At 50.1% G+C, this 15,406-nt stretch carries 16 protein-coding genes and 1 pseudogene; 7 read left to right on the top strand and 10 right to left on the bottom strand.

From position 1 onward, the window contains the following. Positions 1–53 precede the first annotated feature (53 nt). From B5F77_RS00585 to B5F77_RS00575, 3 genes are read left to right on the top strand one after another with little or no spacing between them, the layout of a single operon-like run. Positions 54–1,826 carry a LysM peptidoglycan-binding domain-containing protein gene (locus B5F77_RS00585; protein ID WP_087326126.1) on the top strand — a complete coding sequence of 591 codons (1,773 nt, stop codon included), beginning with the start codon at positions 54–56 and terminating at the stop codon, positions 1,824–1,826. Position 1,827: 1 nt separating this feature from the next. Then, positions 1,828–2,511, top strand: a complete 684-nt coding sequence (locus B5F77_RS00580; protein WP_087326278.1) for a porin family protein — start codon at positions 1,828–1,830, stop codon at positions 2,509–2,511. Positions 2,512–2,524: 13 nt separating this feature from the next. Beyond that, positions 2,525–4,087 (top strand): sulfatase, encoded by a 1,563-nt coding sequence (locus tag B5F77_RS00575; RefSeq protein WP_087326124.1) that lies wholly within the window; start codon positions 2,525–2,527, stop codon positions 4,085–4,087. Between the two features lie 323 nt (positions 4,088–4,410). Here the strand turns inward: B5F77_RS00575 and B5F77_RS00565 are convergent, their stop codons facing one another. The 5 genes from B5F77_RS00565 to B5F77_RS00545 form a co-directional block, all read right to left on the bottom strand. Then, positions 4,411–5,556 carry a phosphatase PAP2 family protein gene (locus tag B5F77_RS00565; RefSeq protein ID WP_239445687.1) on the bottom strand — a complete coding sequence of 382 codons (1,146 nt, stop codon included), beginning with the start codon at positions 5,554–5,556 and terminating at the stop codon, positions 4,411–4,413. Positions 5,557–5,640: 84 nt separating this feature from the next. After that, positions 5,641–7,995 carry an outer membrane beta-barrel family protein gene (locus tag B5F77_RS00560; RefSeq protein WP_162607928.1) on the bottom strand — a complete coding sequence of 785 codons (2,355 nt, stop codon included), beginning with the start codon at positions 7,993–7,995 and terminating at the stop codon, positions 5,641–5,643. Positions 7,996–8,091: 96 nt separating this feature from the next. Then, positions 8,092–8,454: a diacylglycerol kinase family protein gene (locus B5F77_RS00555; RefSeq protein ID WP_087326117.1), complete on the bottom strand. Its 363-nt coding sequence runs from the start codon at positions 8,452–8,454 to the stop codon at positions 8,092–8,094. A gap of 16 nt (positions 8,455–8,470) precedes the next feature. Beyond that, positions 8,471–9,409 (bottom strand): HAMP domain-containing sensor histidine kinase, encoded by a 939-nt coding sequence (locus B5F77_RS00550; RefSeq protein WP_239445684.1) that lies wholly within the window; start codon positions 9,407–9,409, stop codon positions 8,471–8,473. Between the two features lie 87 nt (positions 9,410–9,496). After that, positions 9,497–10,174 (bottom strand): response regulator transcription factor, encoded by a 678-nt coding sequence (locus B5F77_RS00545; RefSeq protein WP_087326115.1) that lies wholly within the window; start codon positions 10,172–10,174, stop codon positions 9,497–9,499. Between the two features lie 115 nt (positions 10,175–10,289). Between B5F77_RS00545 and B5F77_RS00540 the strand changes: the two genes are divergently transcribed. Further along, positions 10,290–11,006 (top strand): DUF169 domain-containing protein, encoded by a 717-nt coding sequence (locus B5F77_RS00540; RefSeq protein WP_087326113.1) that lies wholly within the window; start codon positions 10,290–10,292, stop codon positions 11,004–11,006. A 7-nt stretch (positions 11,007–11,013) separates the two neighbouring features. Here the strand turns inward: B5F77_RS00540 and B5F77_RS00535 are convergent. Then, positions 11,014–11,430: pseudogene (locus B5F77_RS00535) on the bottom strand (EamA family transporter). Positions 11,431–11,628: 198 nt separating this feature from the next. Here B5F77_RS00535 and B5F77_RS00530 point away from each other — a divergent pair. Genes B5F77_RS00530 through B5F77_RS00520 form a run of 3 tightly spaced genes read left to right on the top strand, consistent with a single transcriptional unit; the run spans position 11,629 to position 12,541 of the window. Continuing rightward, positions 11,629–11,853 (top strand): DUF3791 domain-containing protein, encoded by a 225-nt coding sequence (locus tag B5F77_RS00530; protein ID WP_087326111.1) that lies wholly within the window; start codon positions 11,629–11,631, stop codon positions 11,851–11,853. Further along, complete coding sequence (locus tag B5F77_RS00525) at positions 11,850–12,326, top strand: DUF3990 domain-containing protein (RefSeq protein WP_087326109.1); 477 nt, start codon at positions 11,850–11,852, stop codon at positions 12,324–12,326. The genes B5F77_RS00530 and B5F77_RS00525 overlap by 4 nt, the downstream gene beginning before the upstream one ends. Next, the gene (locus B5F77_RS00520) at positions 12,323–12,541 is read left to right on the top strand and encodes a hypothetical protein (RefSeq protein WP_087326107.1); all 219 of its coding nucleotides are present in this window, start codon (positions 12,323–12,325) and stop codon (positions 12,539–12,541) included. The genes B5F77_RS00525 and B5F77_RS00520 overlap by 4 nt, the downstream gene beginning before the upstream one ends. A gap of 36 nt (positions 12,542–12,577) precedes the next feature. On the opposite strand, the gene B5F77_RS00515 is transcribed toward B5F77_RS00520, so the two are convergent. From B5F77_RS00515 to B5F77_RS00495, 4 genes are all read right to left on the bottom strand, one after another. Next, entirely contained in the window at positions 12,578–13,135 is a 558-nt protein-coding gene (locus B5F77_RS00515) for a DUF6261 family protein (protein ID WP_087326106.1), read from the bottom strand. 434 nt (positions 13,136–13,569) lie between these two features. Then, positions 13,570–13,803 (bottom strand): DUF2442 domain-containing protein, encoded by a 234-nt coding sequence (locus B5F77_RS00505; RefSeq protein WP_087326276.1) that lies wholly within the window; start codon positions 13,801–13,803, stop codon positions 13,570–13,572. Positions 13,804–13,879: 76 nt separating this feature from the next. Continuing rightward, positions 13,880–14,611, bottom strand: a complete 732-nt coding sequence (locus B5F77_RS00500; RefSeq protein WP_087326102.1) for a DUF6261 family protein — start codon at positions 14,609–14,611, stop codon at positions 13,880–13,882. 255 nt (positions 14,612–14,866) lie between these two features. Next, entirely contained in the window at positions 14,867–15,373 is a 507-nt protein-coding gene (locus tag B5F77_RS00495) for an aminoglycoside nucleotidyltransferase (protein ID WP_087326274.1), read from the bottom strand. Positions 15,374–15,406: the final 33 nt, after the last annotated feature.

Here is a 15,406-nt window from a genome sequence, read left to right as displayed (position 1 = left end):
ATACGGTTGTTTGAAGCTAAATGATTACCTTTGTCGGCATAAACAGAAAGAAAATGATGCAATTCAAAACGTATATAGTGGCTTGTCTCGTTGGATTGGCAAGCGTGAGTCTTTCAGCTCAAAACGAGCAGACGTTCCGCCATACCATCGAGGCGGGCGAAACGGTATATGCCATCGCAACGATGTATGGTATTTCGACGGAAGCAATCTACCGCCTCAATCCGGGTAGCCAGGAGGGGATCCGAGCCGGCGAGGTGTTACTCATTCCACAAGGGAAAGCCTCCTTCCAAGAAGGCGTAGAGACAGAAACCTACACCTTTCATACGATCGAGCCCAAAGAGACGTTGTATGCGGTATCGATGAAGTACAAAGTACCTGCACAACATATCGTCGAGGCCAATCCGGGTTTATCCACGAAGACCTTCCGAGCGGGACGAACTATCCGCATTCCCGTCGAGACGGACGACTCGATAAACAAACAGACCACTATACCGGGCGAAAAGACCACGAAAGAAATTACTTACGAAGTACAGCGCAAAGAGACCATGTATAGCCTTTGCCGAAAGTTCAAAGTGTCGAGTTACGAACTGATTCGCCTAAACCCGGCCCTGAAAAAAGGAGTGAAGGCGGGAATGGTCATTCGCGTTCCAGTATCTTCTGCCTCGATGGCTTCATCCTCTGCAAAGCCGGCAGAAATGATTATTGAATCGGAAACAGCCGTGAATGCCCTATTGGACGTCCCGAAAACGGTCGAGCGGTTAGATGGGTTGAAGGTAGCGTTGTTGCTTCCATTCAATCCAAGCCAGGGGGGAGCCGCATCGTCTCGATTCATCGAATATTACGAAGGAATGCTATTAGCGATTGATAGCCTTCGGAACCAAGGATATTCGTTGGATTTGTCCGTATATGATACGGGAAACGGAACGAAACGTATCCAAGAAATCCTGACAGGCGAAACGCTCCCGAATGTCAATTTGATTATCGGAGCCGTGCAGAACGACCAAATCAAATTGGTAGCGGACTTCGCCAAAGCACACGACATCAAATACGTCATCCCATTCACCTCGAAAAACGACGACGTGCTTTCGAATGCTTGCGTCTTCCAAGTCAATACGCCCCACTCCTATCTTTATTCGAAAGCGGCAGAACGAGGGCGTAAACTTTTTGCCGGAGATAACATTATCTTCGTCCACACGCCGGATAAGGAAGAAAAGAAAGAGTTTATCCAAACCTTTCAAGCCGAGTTGAAGGAGCATAAAATACCCTATAAAGAGATGGGTTATAACCGCGAAACCTTCGCCATTGACATTGATTCGCTCTATATGGAAGATGGACGAAGGAATGTAATTATCCCGACCTCTTCTTCTTTGGAAGCGTTGCAACAGATTAAAACACCGCTCAGGATGCTGGCTGAAACGCAAACAGACTATATGGTAGCGATGTTCGGATATCCAGAATGGCAAACCTACGTCCGCGAAGCCTTAGAGGACTTCTACGTACTCGACACTTATATTTACAGTAATTTCTACGCAGACAACTTGGGACAACCCATGCACGACTTTTATAATAAGTTTAAGACCTGGTATAGCAAGGATTTGATTAATACTTATCCGAAATATGGCATCTTAGGGTTCGATACGGGCATGTTCTTCTTTAGCGCGATGAACCGTTATGGAGCTAACTTCGAGGAGCGGCTGGATGATATCCGCTACCAACCCATCCAAACCGGTTTCGACTTCCACCGGGTGAACAATTGGGGTGGTTTCATCAATACAAACATCTTTATCGTCCACTACCAAAAAGATTATACCGTAACGCGTGAATAAGATGAAACGAAACATACAGATAGTACTGTTGGGATTGTGTAGCTTGACGTGCGTGGCGAATGCGTGGGGGCAGAAAAAAAACTTCACACAAGAGGTTGCGGTAGGTGGTTCGTTCGGTATGACCTTTTCGAGCGTTTCTTTCTCACCCAGCGTATCGAAAGGTATGAAACAAGGCTATACAGGAGGAGTCATAGCTCGTTGGATTACCGAAAAAAACCTCGGCCTGCAAGCGGAATTAAACTATGTACAGCAGGGGTGGAAGGAGAAATTCGAGGAACAGCCTCAATTCGAATATAGCCGTACCATTAATTATATAGAGTTGCCTTTTATGACGCATATCTATTTTGGAAGCGACCGTGTACGTTTTTTCTTTAACCTCGGCCCCAAAATAGGATATGCCCTAAATGAAAGTACACATAGTAACCTCGGTCCGGATGATGCACCCAACCGCCATAACGAACAGCACGATATTCCTGTGCAAAAACGGTTCGATTGGGGATTATGTGGTGGACCAGGACTGGAAGTACGTACAGGCATTGGTTCTTTCCTCCTCGAAGGGCGATATTATTATGCCTTGGGAGACATCTTCAATAGCCGGAGGGAAAACCCTTTCTCACGGTCGGCGTCGCAAGTCATCAGCGCGAAGTTGACCTATCTTTTTACCGTTAAGAAATTTACATTTTAAATAGATACAACCCATGAAAAAGGTACATTTACTTACCGCCGCAGCTCTCCCTTTGGCAGGTGGAGCTATCTTTACGGCTTGCCAACCCAAGCAGCAGAAACAAGAACAGCAAAAGCCGTTTAACATCGTTTACATCATGACGGACGACCACACCGCCCAAATGATGAGTTGCTACGACCAGCGTTATGCGCATACGCCCAATCTCGACCGCATCGCGCAAGAGGGCGTATTGTTCACGAATAGTTTCGTAGCCAATTCCCTGAGTGGTCCCAGCCGGGCTTGTATGATTACAGGCAAACATAGCCACAAGAACGGTTTTTATGACAACACCCATTGCAAATTTGATGGCACACAACAGACCTTCCCTAAGCTCCTTCAACAAGCTGGATACGAAACTGCCCTCATTGGCAAATGGCATCTTGAAACCCTTCCTACCGGTTTCGACCATTGGGAAATCCTGCCAGGACAAGGTAGTTATTACAATCCTGACTTCATTACGCAGGAGAATGATACCGTACAGGTACATGGGTATCTGACAAACATTATTACAGACAAGAGTATTGAATGGATGGAGAACCAACGCGATAAAAACAAACCGTTCTGCCTTCTTATCCATCATAAAGCACAACATCGCAACTGGATGGCTGATACCTGCAATCTACGGCTCTATGAAGATAAGACGTTCCCCTTACCTGATACCTTCTACGATGATTATGAAGGTCGACCTGCTGCTGCAGCCCAAGAGATGAGTATCCTGAAAGATATGGATTTGGTCTACGACTTGAAAATGACGGGCGCGGAAGGTAACAAAGGATTAGCCCAAGGCTACGAAGGCATGTTGAACCGCATGGATGCTGAACAGCGGGCTGCCTGGGATGCATTCTATAATCCTATCATCGAGGACTTCAAGAAGCAGCACCTGACAGGCAAAGCCCTTTACGAATGGAAATTCCAACGCTACATGCGTGACTATTTGAAAACGTTGAAGTCGCTCGACGATAACGTAGGTCGTGTGTTGGATTACCTCGACAAAGCAGGTTTGGCCGAGAATACACTCGTTATATACACATCCGACCAAGGTTTCTATATGGGTGAACATGGGTGGTTTGACAAACGTTTCATGTACGAAGAGAGTTTCCATACGCCGCTCCTCATGCGATTGCCTGGCGGTAAAAAAGGTACTATCGACCAGATGGTGCAAAACATCGACTATGCCCCCACTTTCCTCGAATTGGCAGGCGCGCCTATTCCGGAAGACATCCAGGGCGTATCTCTCCTGCCCCTCCTGAAAGGCGAAAATCCGGCGGATTGGCGTACTTCCTTATATTATCATTTCTACGAATATCCTGCAGAACACATGGTAAAACGGCATTATGGCGTCCGTAACGACCGCTATAAGCTCATCCATTTCTATAACGATATCGATGAATGGGAGTTGTATGATTTAAAAGAAGATCCACATGAACTTCATAATGTTTATTCTGACCCTGCCTATGCAGAGGTAAAGAAACAAATGCATCACGAACTGGATAGTTTGCAAATCATGTATGATGACCCGATACGGGAATTGAATTAAATATACAATAACAAATTTTGCGGAGTTTGCAGGGGGCTTGCTAAACCCCTTGGAAAACTCCGCGCACGTTTGCAGGAGCGTTGCAAACCCCTTGGAAAGCTCCGCACATATTGCAGGAGCATTGCAAACCCCTTGGAAAACTCCGCGCACGTTTGCAGGAGCATTGCAAACCCCTTGGAAAGCTCCGCGCACGTTTGCAGGAGCGTTGCAAACCCCTTGGAAAGCTCCGCACACGTTTGCAGGAGCGTTGCAAACCCCTTGGAAAACTCCGCGCACGTTTGCAGGAGCATTGCAAACCCCTTGGAAAGCTCCGGCAAATCAAATCAGAACAAAATCTGAAACGAAGAACCTGCCACAAGTGTATTCATCCATTCGGCATGTCTCCTGCTGTGCGACGGCATCAGGTTGTAATCCAGAAACAGCTTCATTCCGTAATGCCCCGTAGCCCGAAAGGTCAGGGACAGACCACTGCCAAAGCTGAAACCGTTGCGCTGCGGGACGGTGATGTCATGAAACTGTAGCTTGGGATAATGGACGAACCCGCCCAACAGCTTGCTTCCTACCAGGAAACGCGAAGACAGGGGATAGGAGAAATAGCAGCCGCCGCTCAAGGAAACGGCATCGAAGGTATTCGCCTCAGCCTCCGTCCCGTTGACAATGATGGCTGTATTGGACACGGTAAAGCGTCCGCCCAGCCCGATGTAAGGACTGAAGAACCACGCCCCCTCCACACCTGCCGTACTGCCGGAGGAGGTACTGAACTCGTGTTGCTCGTCGATGTCATATCCGCTCAGAGGAATGTTCATCCCGATGTAGAGGCCGAAGAAAGACGGCTTGTCCCAACGGTCGAACGCTTCATTATCCGTAAAGCTGCGGATGCCCTTCTCCTTAAAGATAAGGTCTGCCAGGCAATAGCCCAGCTCCGTAGAAAGGATGCCGATGCCTGCTCCCGTCAGCACATCACTCAGCCAATGTTTGTTGTTCGCCATACGCATCAGTCCCGTGGCAGTGGCTACAGAATAGGCACCAATACCTATCCACGGGCTTTTGTGCCCGTATTCCTTGGTCAGCATGGTGGCGGTCATAAAGGCTGTGGCGGTATGTCCCAAAGGAAAGGAATGGTCGTTGGAGCCATCGGGACGCATCACGTGGGTGGACTGTTTCAGGGAATAGACCACGCTTCCCATCAGCAGGGCCGAGAAAGCATCCGATGCCAGCATTCGCCCCCACGAGCTTCGTCCTTCCACGCCGCCCAGCTTCATCCCCAGCATGACGGCAGCCGGAAGGTATTGCAGGTAATCGTCCGCGTGACGGTTGAAATGAGGAAGGTAATCGTTGCGGAGATGGCGGAAATGGTCATCCTCGCTTTTAATAAGGAGTCCTCCTGCCACCAGGGCAAGCCGACGTAGGTCGTACGGAAGGCTCGCGAATCGGCCAACCGGTCGATGAACTTCCCGTCCCTCTGCCAAAGATGAAGGGTGTCTGTTTGTGCTCTCACAGATAGAAACAAGCATAAAAGGCACGACAAAACCAATATGTTCAATCCTTTCATTTCACTTTTGCTTTAAGGTATTAAAATTCCATGCGATTCCAATATAGAATACACGTGTATTCATTTTTTGCTCCAAGCGTTGCTGAAGTTGAGGAGTGTCTATGGTATATACTTTCTTGAACGTATTGAATACATCCGACAGCGTTGCTGTAAACGAAAGGTGCAGGCGAGGTATCTCATATTTGGCACCAATGTCCGTAGTGAATGTGCCTTCGCGCTTGCCTTGCGCCAACAGCGAAGGAGACAGATAACGGCTGTTCAGTTGAATCAAGGCATTTTTGAAAGGTGTGAAATCAGCATTCAGCGAGGCACTCCATGCCACAGCATCTTTCCGGCTGCCATATCCAAGGCGGGTTGCGTCTATCTGGTCGTAAAACAAGTTACCGTTCATATTGAGCGTAAGCCATTTGCCGACGGCTGTGTTCAAGATAAATTCCGCGCCGGCCGATGAACCATTGTTCAGATTTTCCTTGGTAGTGAGCAGCACACCCGTAGGCAGATAGCGGGTCACGGCTGTCAGTTTGTGGGTCACATAACGGTAATAGAGTGTCCCAAGCACCGTTGTGCCGCCTTTCCGCCATTGGTAACCAGCCTCAACGGAATGTACCTTTTCCGGCTTCAAGTAAGGATTTCCGGCTTTTAGTGTCAGAGGGTTCTGGTATTCGGGGAAGGGATTTAGGTCGTCCGCTTCAGGACGGTTCACGCGAAGGCTGTAATTCAGTTGCAGTTCGTTCTGCTCGTCTATGGCATACGAAACATGCAGCGTCGGGTACACCATCCAATAATCATTTGTTACGATGCTGTCCAGGCTGTGAAGATGTGACTTTATCCGCATCAGTTCCGGGCTGATACCGAACAACAAGCCCCATGCCCCTTGCTTATATTCCATCGTAGCGTACAGGGCGTGGTTCGTTTCGTTATTGGTGAAGTCATTCGTGCGGTTTCTGTCAGGTACGAAGACATCCCCTTCCAAGTTCTGTACGTGGAAATTCAGGTCGGTCTGCAAGGCATCCAGTTCATAACCGATGTCCAGCTTCAGGTGCTCATTGAACTGACGGTGATAAATCAGATGAAACAGATGCTGGTAATACGCCTGCCAGATTTGAGTATTGTCCTTTGTCGTGCTGTCGGTGGAATACGTGGCATATTGGTTGTCCTCCAAACCTTCGAGCGAGGAATAGCTGTAGTCTGCCGTCAGCTCGTGGTCTTTGCCGAAGGTGTGCGTATAACTGCTACCAACTTCCCAACCTTTCACATTCTCGTTGTCGTAGCGGTAACGGACGCCCTGATAGGTAATGTCCTGCCGGGCGTTCAGGTCTGTGGTATAGATATTCTCGGTACGGATGAAGTGTGTACGGGTATAGTTCCCGTTCACTTGCAGGCGGTCGTTGCGGTCCATTTTCCAATCCACCCCGGCACGGACGATGTGCGAAACCGGATGTGCCCTGCCCGTAGTCAGTTGGGAAGTATAGGCCAACGTGCTGTCATCCCTCGTACGGTTATCCGAGATATGGGGTTCGTACAAATCGCGCCGTATGCCATAGCTGGCAGACAAAGTGACGTTTCCCGCATTGTAGGCAGTAGAGAGCGTGGCATTCCTCCGGCCTCCCGTTCCTACATTGGCAGACACATTTCCGCTCCATCCTTTTTGTTTTTCCTTTCTCAGGATGAGGTTGATGATGCCGCTCACCCCGTCGGGCTTGTAGGCGGCCGAGGGATTGGTGATGACTTCAATCCGCTCTATCTCGCTTGCGGGAATCTGGCGGAGCGCATCGGCACGGGTGCGGGCATTCATCAGCGTGGAGGGCTTGCCGTCTATCAGGATATTGACATTCTCGCTGCCCCGCAGGCTGACGTGCCCTTCCACATCCACCTGCACGGAGGGAATGTTGCGCATCAGGTCGCTGACCGAGCCGGATGTGCTCATCAGATCGCTGCCCACGTTGAACACCCGTCTGTCGATGTGTTGCTCATAGGTGGAGCGGCGGCCCCGGACCACCACCTCGCCCAACTCTTCTAAAGATGGGTGTAGGTAGAACGTGCCTACATCCAGCGTCCGCTGTTCCTCCACCTTGAAGGAAGGCGAACGGTGCGTCTCATATCCTACAAAGCTGTATTCCACGTAATACGTCCCTGCCTCTACCGCGGCAAAAGCAAATCGGCCGTCCGCGTCGGTGACGTTTCCGCGGACAAACACGCTGTCTGCCGCCCGGTAGAAAGCGACATCGGCAAACTCCAGCGGCTGGCCGGAAATACCATCGACGATCAATCCTACTACACTATGCTTGCTATCTACGCCATACAAGAACTGCCGACATAAGCAACAGGCTATGATAATCCATATTCTTTTTGCCATAACTTTCATTGTTTAAGCTGAGGCAAAAATAGTCTACGAATTTGGGGATATTTTGAAGTTACGAGACAAGAATGCCTCCCATTCATTAAGGAATGATTATGCAAATAGTAATATAATTCCGATTGTCACAGCCAACATCGCACTTACCAGGACTGCACCTGCAGCTAAGTCTTTTACTTCTTTTATTACTTGATTATATTCTGGCTTAACAAAGTCACATAAATGTTCAAGAGCAGTATTGAATAACTCTGCAATAAACACAATGGCGATGACTATCAATATAACAATCCACTCCATACTACCAAGTTTCAGAAAAAAACCTCCAAGTATAGCTATGACTGTTGCAAGTACATGTATTCGTGCATTATGTTCTCGAAACACCAATAGTTTTAATCCATTTACAGCATATCTAAAACTTTTGAGTCTATCTCTGATAGAAAATTTTCTTTTCCCTTTCATTTCTGAAATTTGTTTTTCAGAAGTTCACTATGAAACAGTGCCTGTTATCTCTATACTGATACTCCACTTTCCACCCATGATATTCGCAGATGGCACGGACGATGGCGAGCCCCAGCCCGTTGCCCTTCACCTTTTCAGACGGACGGTAGAAGCGGTTGAATATCAGCCGGGCATCCAGCGCAGGCTCATCAGAGGTGTTCGATACCGTAAGTTCCCGATCCGACACGGTAAGGTATATTTCACCTCCCGGGCGGTTGTATCGGACGGCGTTGACCACAAGGTTGTTCACGAGGCTTTCTAATAGCGTGCGGTTGGCACGGACGGTCAGGCCGCTGTTCGTAAACTCTTCATAAAAGAAGATGTCGCCCGTGATGCTTTGCAGATAGGAAGCCTGCTCCTCGAGAAAACGGGTCAGGTTGATGTCTTCCATCTGTCCGTATTGGCGGTTGTCTATCTTGGCAAGCAACAGCAGGTTACGGTTCAGCCGGGAGAGGCGGTTGGAAGTCTCGTACAGGATCTGCATCAGTTCCGCCTGCTGCCGGGTCAGGTCGGGCTGCTGAAGCAGGAGGTCGAGTTTGCTTTGGAAGACGGCGAGCGGAGTCTGCAACTCGTGCGAGGCGTTTTCGGTGAACTCTTTCTGCGTACGATAGCTGGCGAGGCTGCCTTCCATCAAGGCCGTCAGCGTGCGGTTCAGCCGGGCAAACTCTTCTACATCGCTTTCGGGCAAGGCGGGCAGTTTGCCGTCCTCCAGCCGGAAGCCTTCTATCCGGAGAAGCATCTCGTCGAAAGGTTTCCACAGCCGACGGGAGATGAAACGCACGGTCAGCACAATAGCGACTGCCAAGACCACGGTGATGACACCGAACTGTATCATGATGCCGTGCATGATGTCCTCCTCCAAGTCGAGCGCGGGGATGGGCTGTCCTTGTCCCACCGCCTCGATGATGTCTATCATGTCTTCGGCATAATAATGTTTCGTCAGGAAATAAAACAGCGGCGTGGCAAGCAGCAAACTGCGTCAGCATCTTACGGGAAAGACTTTTCATAACTCTATCCATTTATACCCCGTCCCATACACATTCTTGACGCAGTCCCTCACGCCCGCCTCCGCCAGCTTTGCCTTCAGGTTCTTGATGTGGGTATAAACGAAGTCGTGGCTATCCAGCATGTCCGCCATGTCGCCGCTGAGGTGCTCTGCCATCGCTGCCTTCGACACCACCTTGCCCGCATTGCCGATGAAGAAGAGCAGCAGTTCGTATTCCGTGCGTGTCAGTACGACGGGGCGACCCTTCACGCTGACCAACTTGGCAGGCAGGTTGATTTCGATGCCGTTGCTGTGCAGTAGGTTTCCTCCGGCAAACTCACGGCGGCGGATGATGGCGTAGATACGCATCGAGAGTTCGGGCAGGTGGAAAGGCTTGGCAAGGTAGTCGTCCGCCCCGATTTCCAGTCCCCGCACCTTGTCGTCCAGCGAGTCTTTGGCAGATACGATGATAACCCCGACCGGATTCTGCCGCTTCCGTATCTCGCGCAGGATGTCCAGCCCGTTGCCGCCGGGCAGCATCAGGTCGAGCAGCACACAGTCGTAGTCGTAGAGCCCGACCTTCTCCAGCGCTTCAGCGTAGGTGAAAGCCTGCTCGCACACATAGTTTTCGGAACTGAGATAGGTCACGATGCTGGCCGACAGCTCCCTTTCGTCTTCGATTATCAGCAGTTTCATTGCGTTTGATGAATAAACATGGAAGCAAAGGTAATAGGGAAATTTGAAGATATATTGAAGAAGGATAGGATTTTTCACTATATTTACCCACAAAACTACTTATACTGAAAAAGATATGGATACTCAGACATTCATCAGCAAATACCGCCAGGCTTTTGGTGAAACGGCGGAACTTCCGCTTCTGTTCTATTATGATAACGAACCGGTGGCAGATACAGATAAGATAAACGGTTGTCTCTTTAAGGGAATGGATGCCGCGAGAAAAGGGAAAGGGCTTAGCCTGAATGCCGAGACCATCGGTTGTGGCGGTGGCAAGCTCTATACCGCCTTTGCGCCGATGCCTGAGCATGTGCCCGGCTTTGTGTCACATAAAGAACGCTACAAGGCTTCTCCGGAAGATGTGATAACGTGCATTGAACGGCTTGATATACGGCCGGCTGCTAAAAAGTATCTTAATTTCATACGGATTGACCGCGTAGAGAGTTTTGAACCCATGGAAGGGATTTTGTTTTTTGCTACTCCCGACATGCTGTCAGGACTGGCAACTTGGGCATTCTTCGACAATAACGCCGATGATGCTGTCTCCTGCATTTTCGGCTCAGGCTGTTCATCAGTTGTAGCCCAAGCCGTAAAAGAAAACAGAACAGGCGGCCGTCGTACGTTTATAGGTCTGCTTGACCCTTCCGTGCGCCCTTATGTAGAAAGCAATGTGCTGAGTTTTGTGATTCCGGCAAGCCGTTTTAAAGAGATGTATCAGACAATGGACCGTTGTTGTCTCTTCAATACAAATGCATGGAGTAAGGTAAAAGAACAGATAACCAACAGCATCTGACCTGCGCTTACTTGATTAACATGATGATGCTTCCGCCCGTAATCAGCAGCGTGCCCGCCACCACCCGCAGGCTGACCGGTTCCTTCAGAAACAGGAACGACAGGCAGATGGTGATGACGACGCTCAGCTTGTCTATCGGCGCCACGCGCGACACGTCGCCTGTCTGCAGTGCCTTGAAATAGAACAGCCACGACAGTCCCGTCGCCACGCCGCTCAGCACGAGGAAGAGCTAGGCATGACGCGGTATCTCCCTTATCTCGCCCACGTGCTGTCCGAAGAGCACGATGCCCCACGTCAGCAGCAGGATGACGGTGGTGCGGATAGCCGTAGCCAAATCTGAATTAATGTCCTTCACGCCCACCTTGGCGAAGATGGCGGTCAGCGCGGCAAAGAGGGCGGACAGCAGTGCATAGTATTTCCACATAATCGCTTTCCTGTTTTTAAGTCGGTTGCAAAGTTATTGTATCTGCGCAAAGGTAGGAGCGGATTTTGTAGGAATTTTGAAGAGACCCCATAATTCATCGGTATCACAAGCTGCTCTTCTAAAATACAATTAGAAAACTGTTTCCGTTTCATTTCTTTTGTGTATTTTTGTGCACAGAACACGAAATCAGCATGTAGCATGGATAAAGAAATTCACAATAAAGTAGAATACGTCGTTGCCATTATTTCGGAATTTGCTAAAGCCAAACACCTGACGCAAAGCCAGGCGTTCCGTTATTTACGACGGTTTAAAGGCATCAGCCTCATCAACTTACATTATAATATTATGCACACGCTGCGAATGGAAGACGTGCTGGATGACCTTACAGCCTATTGCCGCCGCCAGGGAGGGGCCATCGCATGAAGCTCTTGTACCATGGCTCCACAATGGAGATAACGGAAATCGACTTGTCCCGTTCGAAGCCTAACAAGGACTTCGGCAAAGGCTTCTACCTTTCGGAAGACAGGCAGCAGGCATTCGAGATGGCTTCCTATAAAGCCATACAATTGGACATGGAACCGGTGGTGAATGTCTTTGAGTTTGACGAACAAGCCTCCGCCTCACTCCGGACCAAGTACTTTGCGGCATATAATGAAGAATGGGCTGAGTTTATATTCGCCAACCGTAACAATCCTAATCCCAATACGCCTGTACACGATTATGACATTGTATATGGTCCCATCGCCAATGACCGTGTGGGATTGCAAATACGAAATTATATAGAACATAACATCGACCTACCCACGTTTCTCGAACGTTTGAAATACATGCGGGGGATAACCTTCCAATATTTCTTCGGGACAGAACGTGCCATCAAATTATTAAGAAAGCTATGACTGGGACAGAATATATGAAAGAGTGCCTGACGAAAGACTTGGTACTTTTGTTGATGGAGCGCCGCCACATGGATATGGAAACGGCGCTCGACACCTTGTACACTTCGGATACATTCGCTAAATTGAACGACAGCCGCACGGGGCTTTATTTCCAAAGCCCGCTCTACGTCTATGATTTTCTGGAGCATGAAATAGAGACCGGCATTTTCTCATAGACCTTGTGGCTTTTAGAACTTTCAGTTCATCGTCCGTCATGAAAGTTCGCCCGGCTTCTCGTCCTCCTTCTTCTTCGCATGGTTGGTCGCCCGCGTCTTTATCACTTGCTTCTGTCGGTCTATCATCGCGTTCACGTGGTCGATGAAGTCGGCATAATCCGCATCGCCGTTCAGCAGGGCGAGGGCGTTCACCGTGTCCACCAGCGTGCGGTAGGCGGTCTCGGCGGCGGTGCGGGTCTCCTTCACCTGACCGATGCGGGCGGCGCGGGAGGCTTCGCTGCGGTTGCGCGCGGCGACGGCTTCGAGGAAGGCTTCCTCTTTGGCATTGAGGTCGTTCAGCCAAGCATCCAGGTAGATAGGCTCCGTCAGGTGCGAGGCATAGGAACGGGTGTCTTGCAGGAGATTGTGCAGCACGCCGCTCTCCTCGGTCTGCGACAGGTTGGTGGGGTCGCCGTACTTGTCGAACTCGTCCTTGAACATGCGGGCGAGCGTCCGTTTCTCCTCGTCGGGATGCGCCAACATGGCGGTGAGATAGTTGTTCACACCGCGCCAGGCCTGGTCTCGGGCGGTGTCGGCAGCGGCAGCGGTGGCCACATCGGGGTTGGCAGCCGCACTTTCGAGGGCGATGTCGAACTGGTTGTAAGCCGTTTCGAGGGCGGCGACGGCGTTGGTGAGACCGACGGGCGTCGTTTCCTCGGAGGGCAGAGATGCCGAAGGATTTAATCTTTTTCATAATCTGTTAGTTTTGGGTTGTACGTAGCGCAAAGATAGGCTTTTGGCGTTAAAAATCAAGCAGAAACGCCGGAAATATCTTCCACGCCGTCGCTTTTGCCCAAGAACCGCTGTCTACGCCTTCCACGCCGCTTCTTGACGAAAAGAAGCACCGTCTACGCCTTCCACACCGCTTCTTGAGGAAAAGAAGCGCTTTCCATGCCTTCCACACGGCTTCTTTTGCAGAAGAAGCACCGCTGGACATGCCGACAGTGCTTCTTGATGTTTCTAAAGGAATCTTCCTCTAAAGATGAGGCTCATACTATGTCCAGCGGCGACCGCTTCATCACCAGCGGGTAACGCTCCGGATGTTTCAGGCTCTCAATCTCCAGGTCGATGTCCAGTTCCGGCCATTCGATGGCATTCGGGCCTGCCATGCGGACGTTGAGCGCACTGCTGACGCGGGCATCGCGCAGCCACGGCACCCGGTTGTACGACACGAAATAATCCTGCCCCAACACGGACAGCATCATGCCCTGCGCATTAATCATCAGCACGCTTACCGATTCTTCTTGTCTGAACTTAGGACTCATGGCGCTTTTAGAACTTTCAGATTATCGTCCGTCATCAAAGTTCGCCCGGCTTCTCGTCCTCCTTCTTCGCACGAGTGGCACGCGCTTTCGAGATGGCTTTCTGACGCTCAATCATCGCGTTCACATGGTCGATAAACGTAGCGTATTCCGCATCACCGTTTATCATTGCCAGGGCGTTCACCGTATCAACCAGCGAGCGGTAGGCAGCTTCGGCGGCGGTGCGGGTCTCCTTCACGATGCCCACCTGACGGGCTGCATCGGCTTCCGTGCGCTCGGCGGCTGCGGCAAGGAATTGTTCTTCTTTATATTTCAGGTCTTCCACCCAGACAGAAAAGTTGATTTCGGCGATGGGCAATGCCTCAAGGTCTTGCAGGAGGTTGTGCAGCACGCCGCTTTCCTCGGTTTGCGCCAGCTTCGTGGGATCGCCGTATTTGTCGAACACCGCCTTGCATTGTTCCGCGATGGCACGGAGGTCGGCATCGGGATAGGCGCACATGGCTGCCGCGTAGTTATTCGCGCCACGCCACGCGGCATCGCGAGCATCGTCTGCTACGGTCGCCGTGGCGGTGGCAGGATTGGTGGCAGATGCTTTCAGCGCATCATCGAAAGCGTCTACATTGGTTGTAAAGGTGGTTATTGCAGCGGTAAGGGCGGCAGCCGGTTCCTCGCCCGGCAGGTTCGCCGTTTCCGTTTCAACTTGTTTCAGATAACCGAACGATTCTTCGGTGCGGAGTTGCTTGATGTTCAATGTGAGAATTTTTTTCATATCCGTAATATTTTAGAATTTCTGTAACAAATGTAGCTAAATCTTTCCGGCGATCCAAGCTCGCAGCGGGGAAAGTGGCAATCCGTCCCGATTTTGCCTGTTCCCAGCGGGGAAAGTGCTTATCCTGCAGGATTGGCATCGTCCCCGCAGGGGAAAGCGGTTATCCTGTAGGATTGATGCTGTCCCCGCTGAGAATAGTGCTTCTCCGGCAGGATTTGTGTTGTCCCCGCTGGGGATGGCGGTTATCGAGACGGATTACTTAGCATAAGGCTTGTATTCTTCAGGGATAGGAATATGGAAATGATAACACAAGGCAAGCACATCTTTAATATCGTTTTCATCAAAAACATATCCTGTGTGGAAAGCGACCTGTACCTGGGGAGGAATACACGACACTTTCTTTCTGCCGATACAGCCTTCTCCATTGAACGTGTCCGCCGGATAAATTGCTCCTTCAAAAACAATCTTCCTTTCCGAAGTATATGTAAACAAATGCAAGTCCACCGTCCGCCCATCCGCATCTGCGAAAACGATGTGCTGCGGAGTGGAATATGTTTCTGTCTGTTCCTTGAATCCCTGTTGATGTAAAGCATGAATGAAACGCACTGCCTGCCTTTCTTCCACAAACAAATCAATGTCTTGATGTTCTCTCGTTTGTTCGCCTAACAATGCATCTACACCCCAGCCGCCGTCAATGAAAACATTTATCTCCAATTCTTCGGCAAGCATGATTAAATCAATAGCATCTTTTTCGGTAATCATATCTAAATTTTGGAGTTTGTTTGCGAAGGTATA

Source organism: Parabacteroides sp. An277 (assembly GCF_002159645.1).
In the GTDB taxonomy this organism is placed as follows: Bacteria; Bacteroidota; Bacteroidia; order Bacteroidales; family Tannerellaceae; genus Parabacteroides.
The sequence above is the reverse complement of the archived record's forward strand: the minus strand, read 5'-3'. Positions and strand labels throughout refer to the sequence as shown.

Excerpts from the sequence above, each read along its gene's own strand:
- B5F77_RS00520 (WP_087326107.1), top strand. The coding sequence starts at position 12,323 with ATGACTGGGACAGAATATATGAAAGAGTGCCTGACGAAAGACTTGGTA.
- B5F77_RS00575 (WP_087326124.1), top strand. The coding sequence starts at position 2,525 with ATGAAAAAGGTACATTTACTTACCGCCGCAGCTCTCCCTTTGGCAGGT.
- B5F77_RS00560 (WP_162607928.1), bottom strand. The coding sequence starts at position 7,995 with ATGGCAAAAAGAATATGGATTATCATAGCCTGTTGCTTATGTCGGCAG.
- B5F77_RS00550 (WP_239445684.1), bottom strand. The coding sequence starts at position 9,409 with ATGATAGACATCATCGAGGCGGTGGGACAAGGACAGCCCATCCCCGCG.
- B5F77_RS00495 (WP_087326274.1), bottom strand. The coding sequence starts at position 15,373 with ATGATTACCGAAAAAGATGCTATTGATTTAATCATGCTTGCCGAAGAA.
- B5F77_RS00585 (WP_087326126.1), top strand. The coding sequence starts at position 54 with ATGATGCAATTCAAAACGTATATAGTGGCTTGTCTCGTTGGATTGGCA.
- B5F77_RS00545 (WP_087326115.1), bottom strand. The coding sequence starts at position 10,174 with ATGAAACTGCTGATAATCGAAGACGAAAGGGAGCTGTCGGCCAGCATC.
- B5F77_RS00500 (WP_087326102.1), bottom strand. The coding sequence starts at position 14,611 with ATGAAAAAAATTCTCACATTGAACATCAAGCAACTCCGCACCGAAGAA.
- B5F77_RS00525 (WP_087326109.1), top strand. The coding sequence starts at position 11,850 with ATGAAGCTCTTGTACCATGGCTCCACAATGGAGATAACGGAAATCGAC.
- B5F77_RS00555 (WP_087326117.1), bottom strand. The coding sequence starts at position 8,454 with ATGAAAGGGAAAAGAAAATTTTCTATCAGAGATAGACTCAAAAGTTTT.
- B5F77_RS00505 (WP_087326276.1), bottom strand. The coding sequence starts at position 13,803 with ATGATTAATGCGCAGGGCATGATGCTGTCCGTGTTGGGGCAGGATTAT.
- B5F77_RS00540 (WP_087326113.1), top strand. The coding sequence starts at position 10,290 with ATGGATACTCAGACATTCATCAGCAAATACCGCCAGGCTTTTGGTGAA.
- B5F77_RS00530 (WP_087326111.1), top strand. The coding sequence starts at position 11,629 with ATGGATAAAGAAATTCACAATAAAGTAGAATACGTCGTTGCCATTATT.
- B5F77_RS00580 (WP_087326278.1), top strand. The coding sequence starts at position 1,828 with ATGAAACGAAACATACAGATAGTACTGTTGGGATTGTGTAGCTTGACG.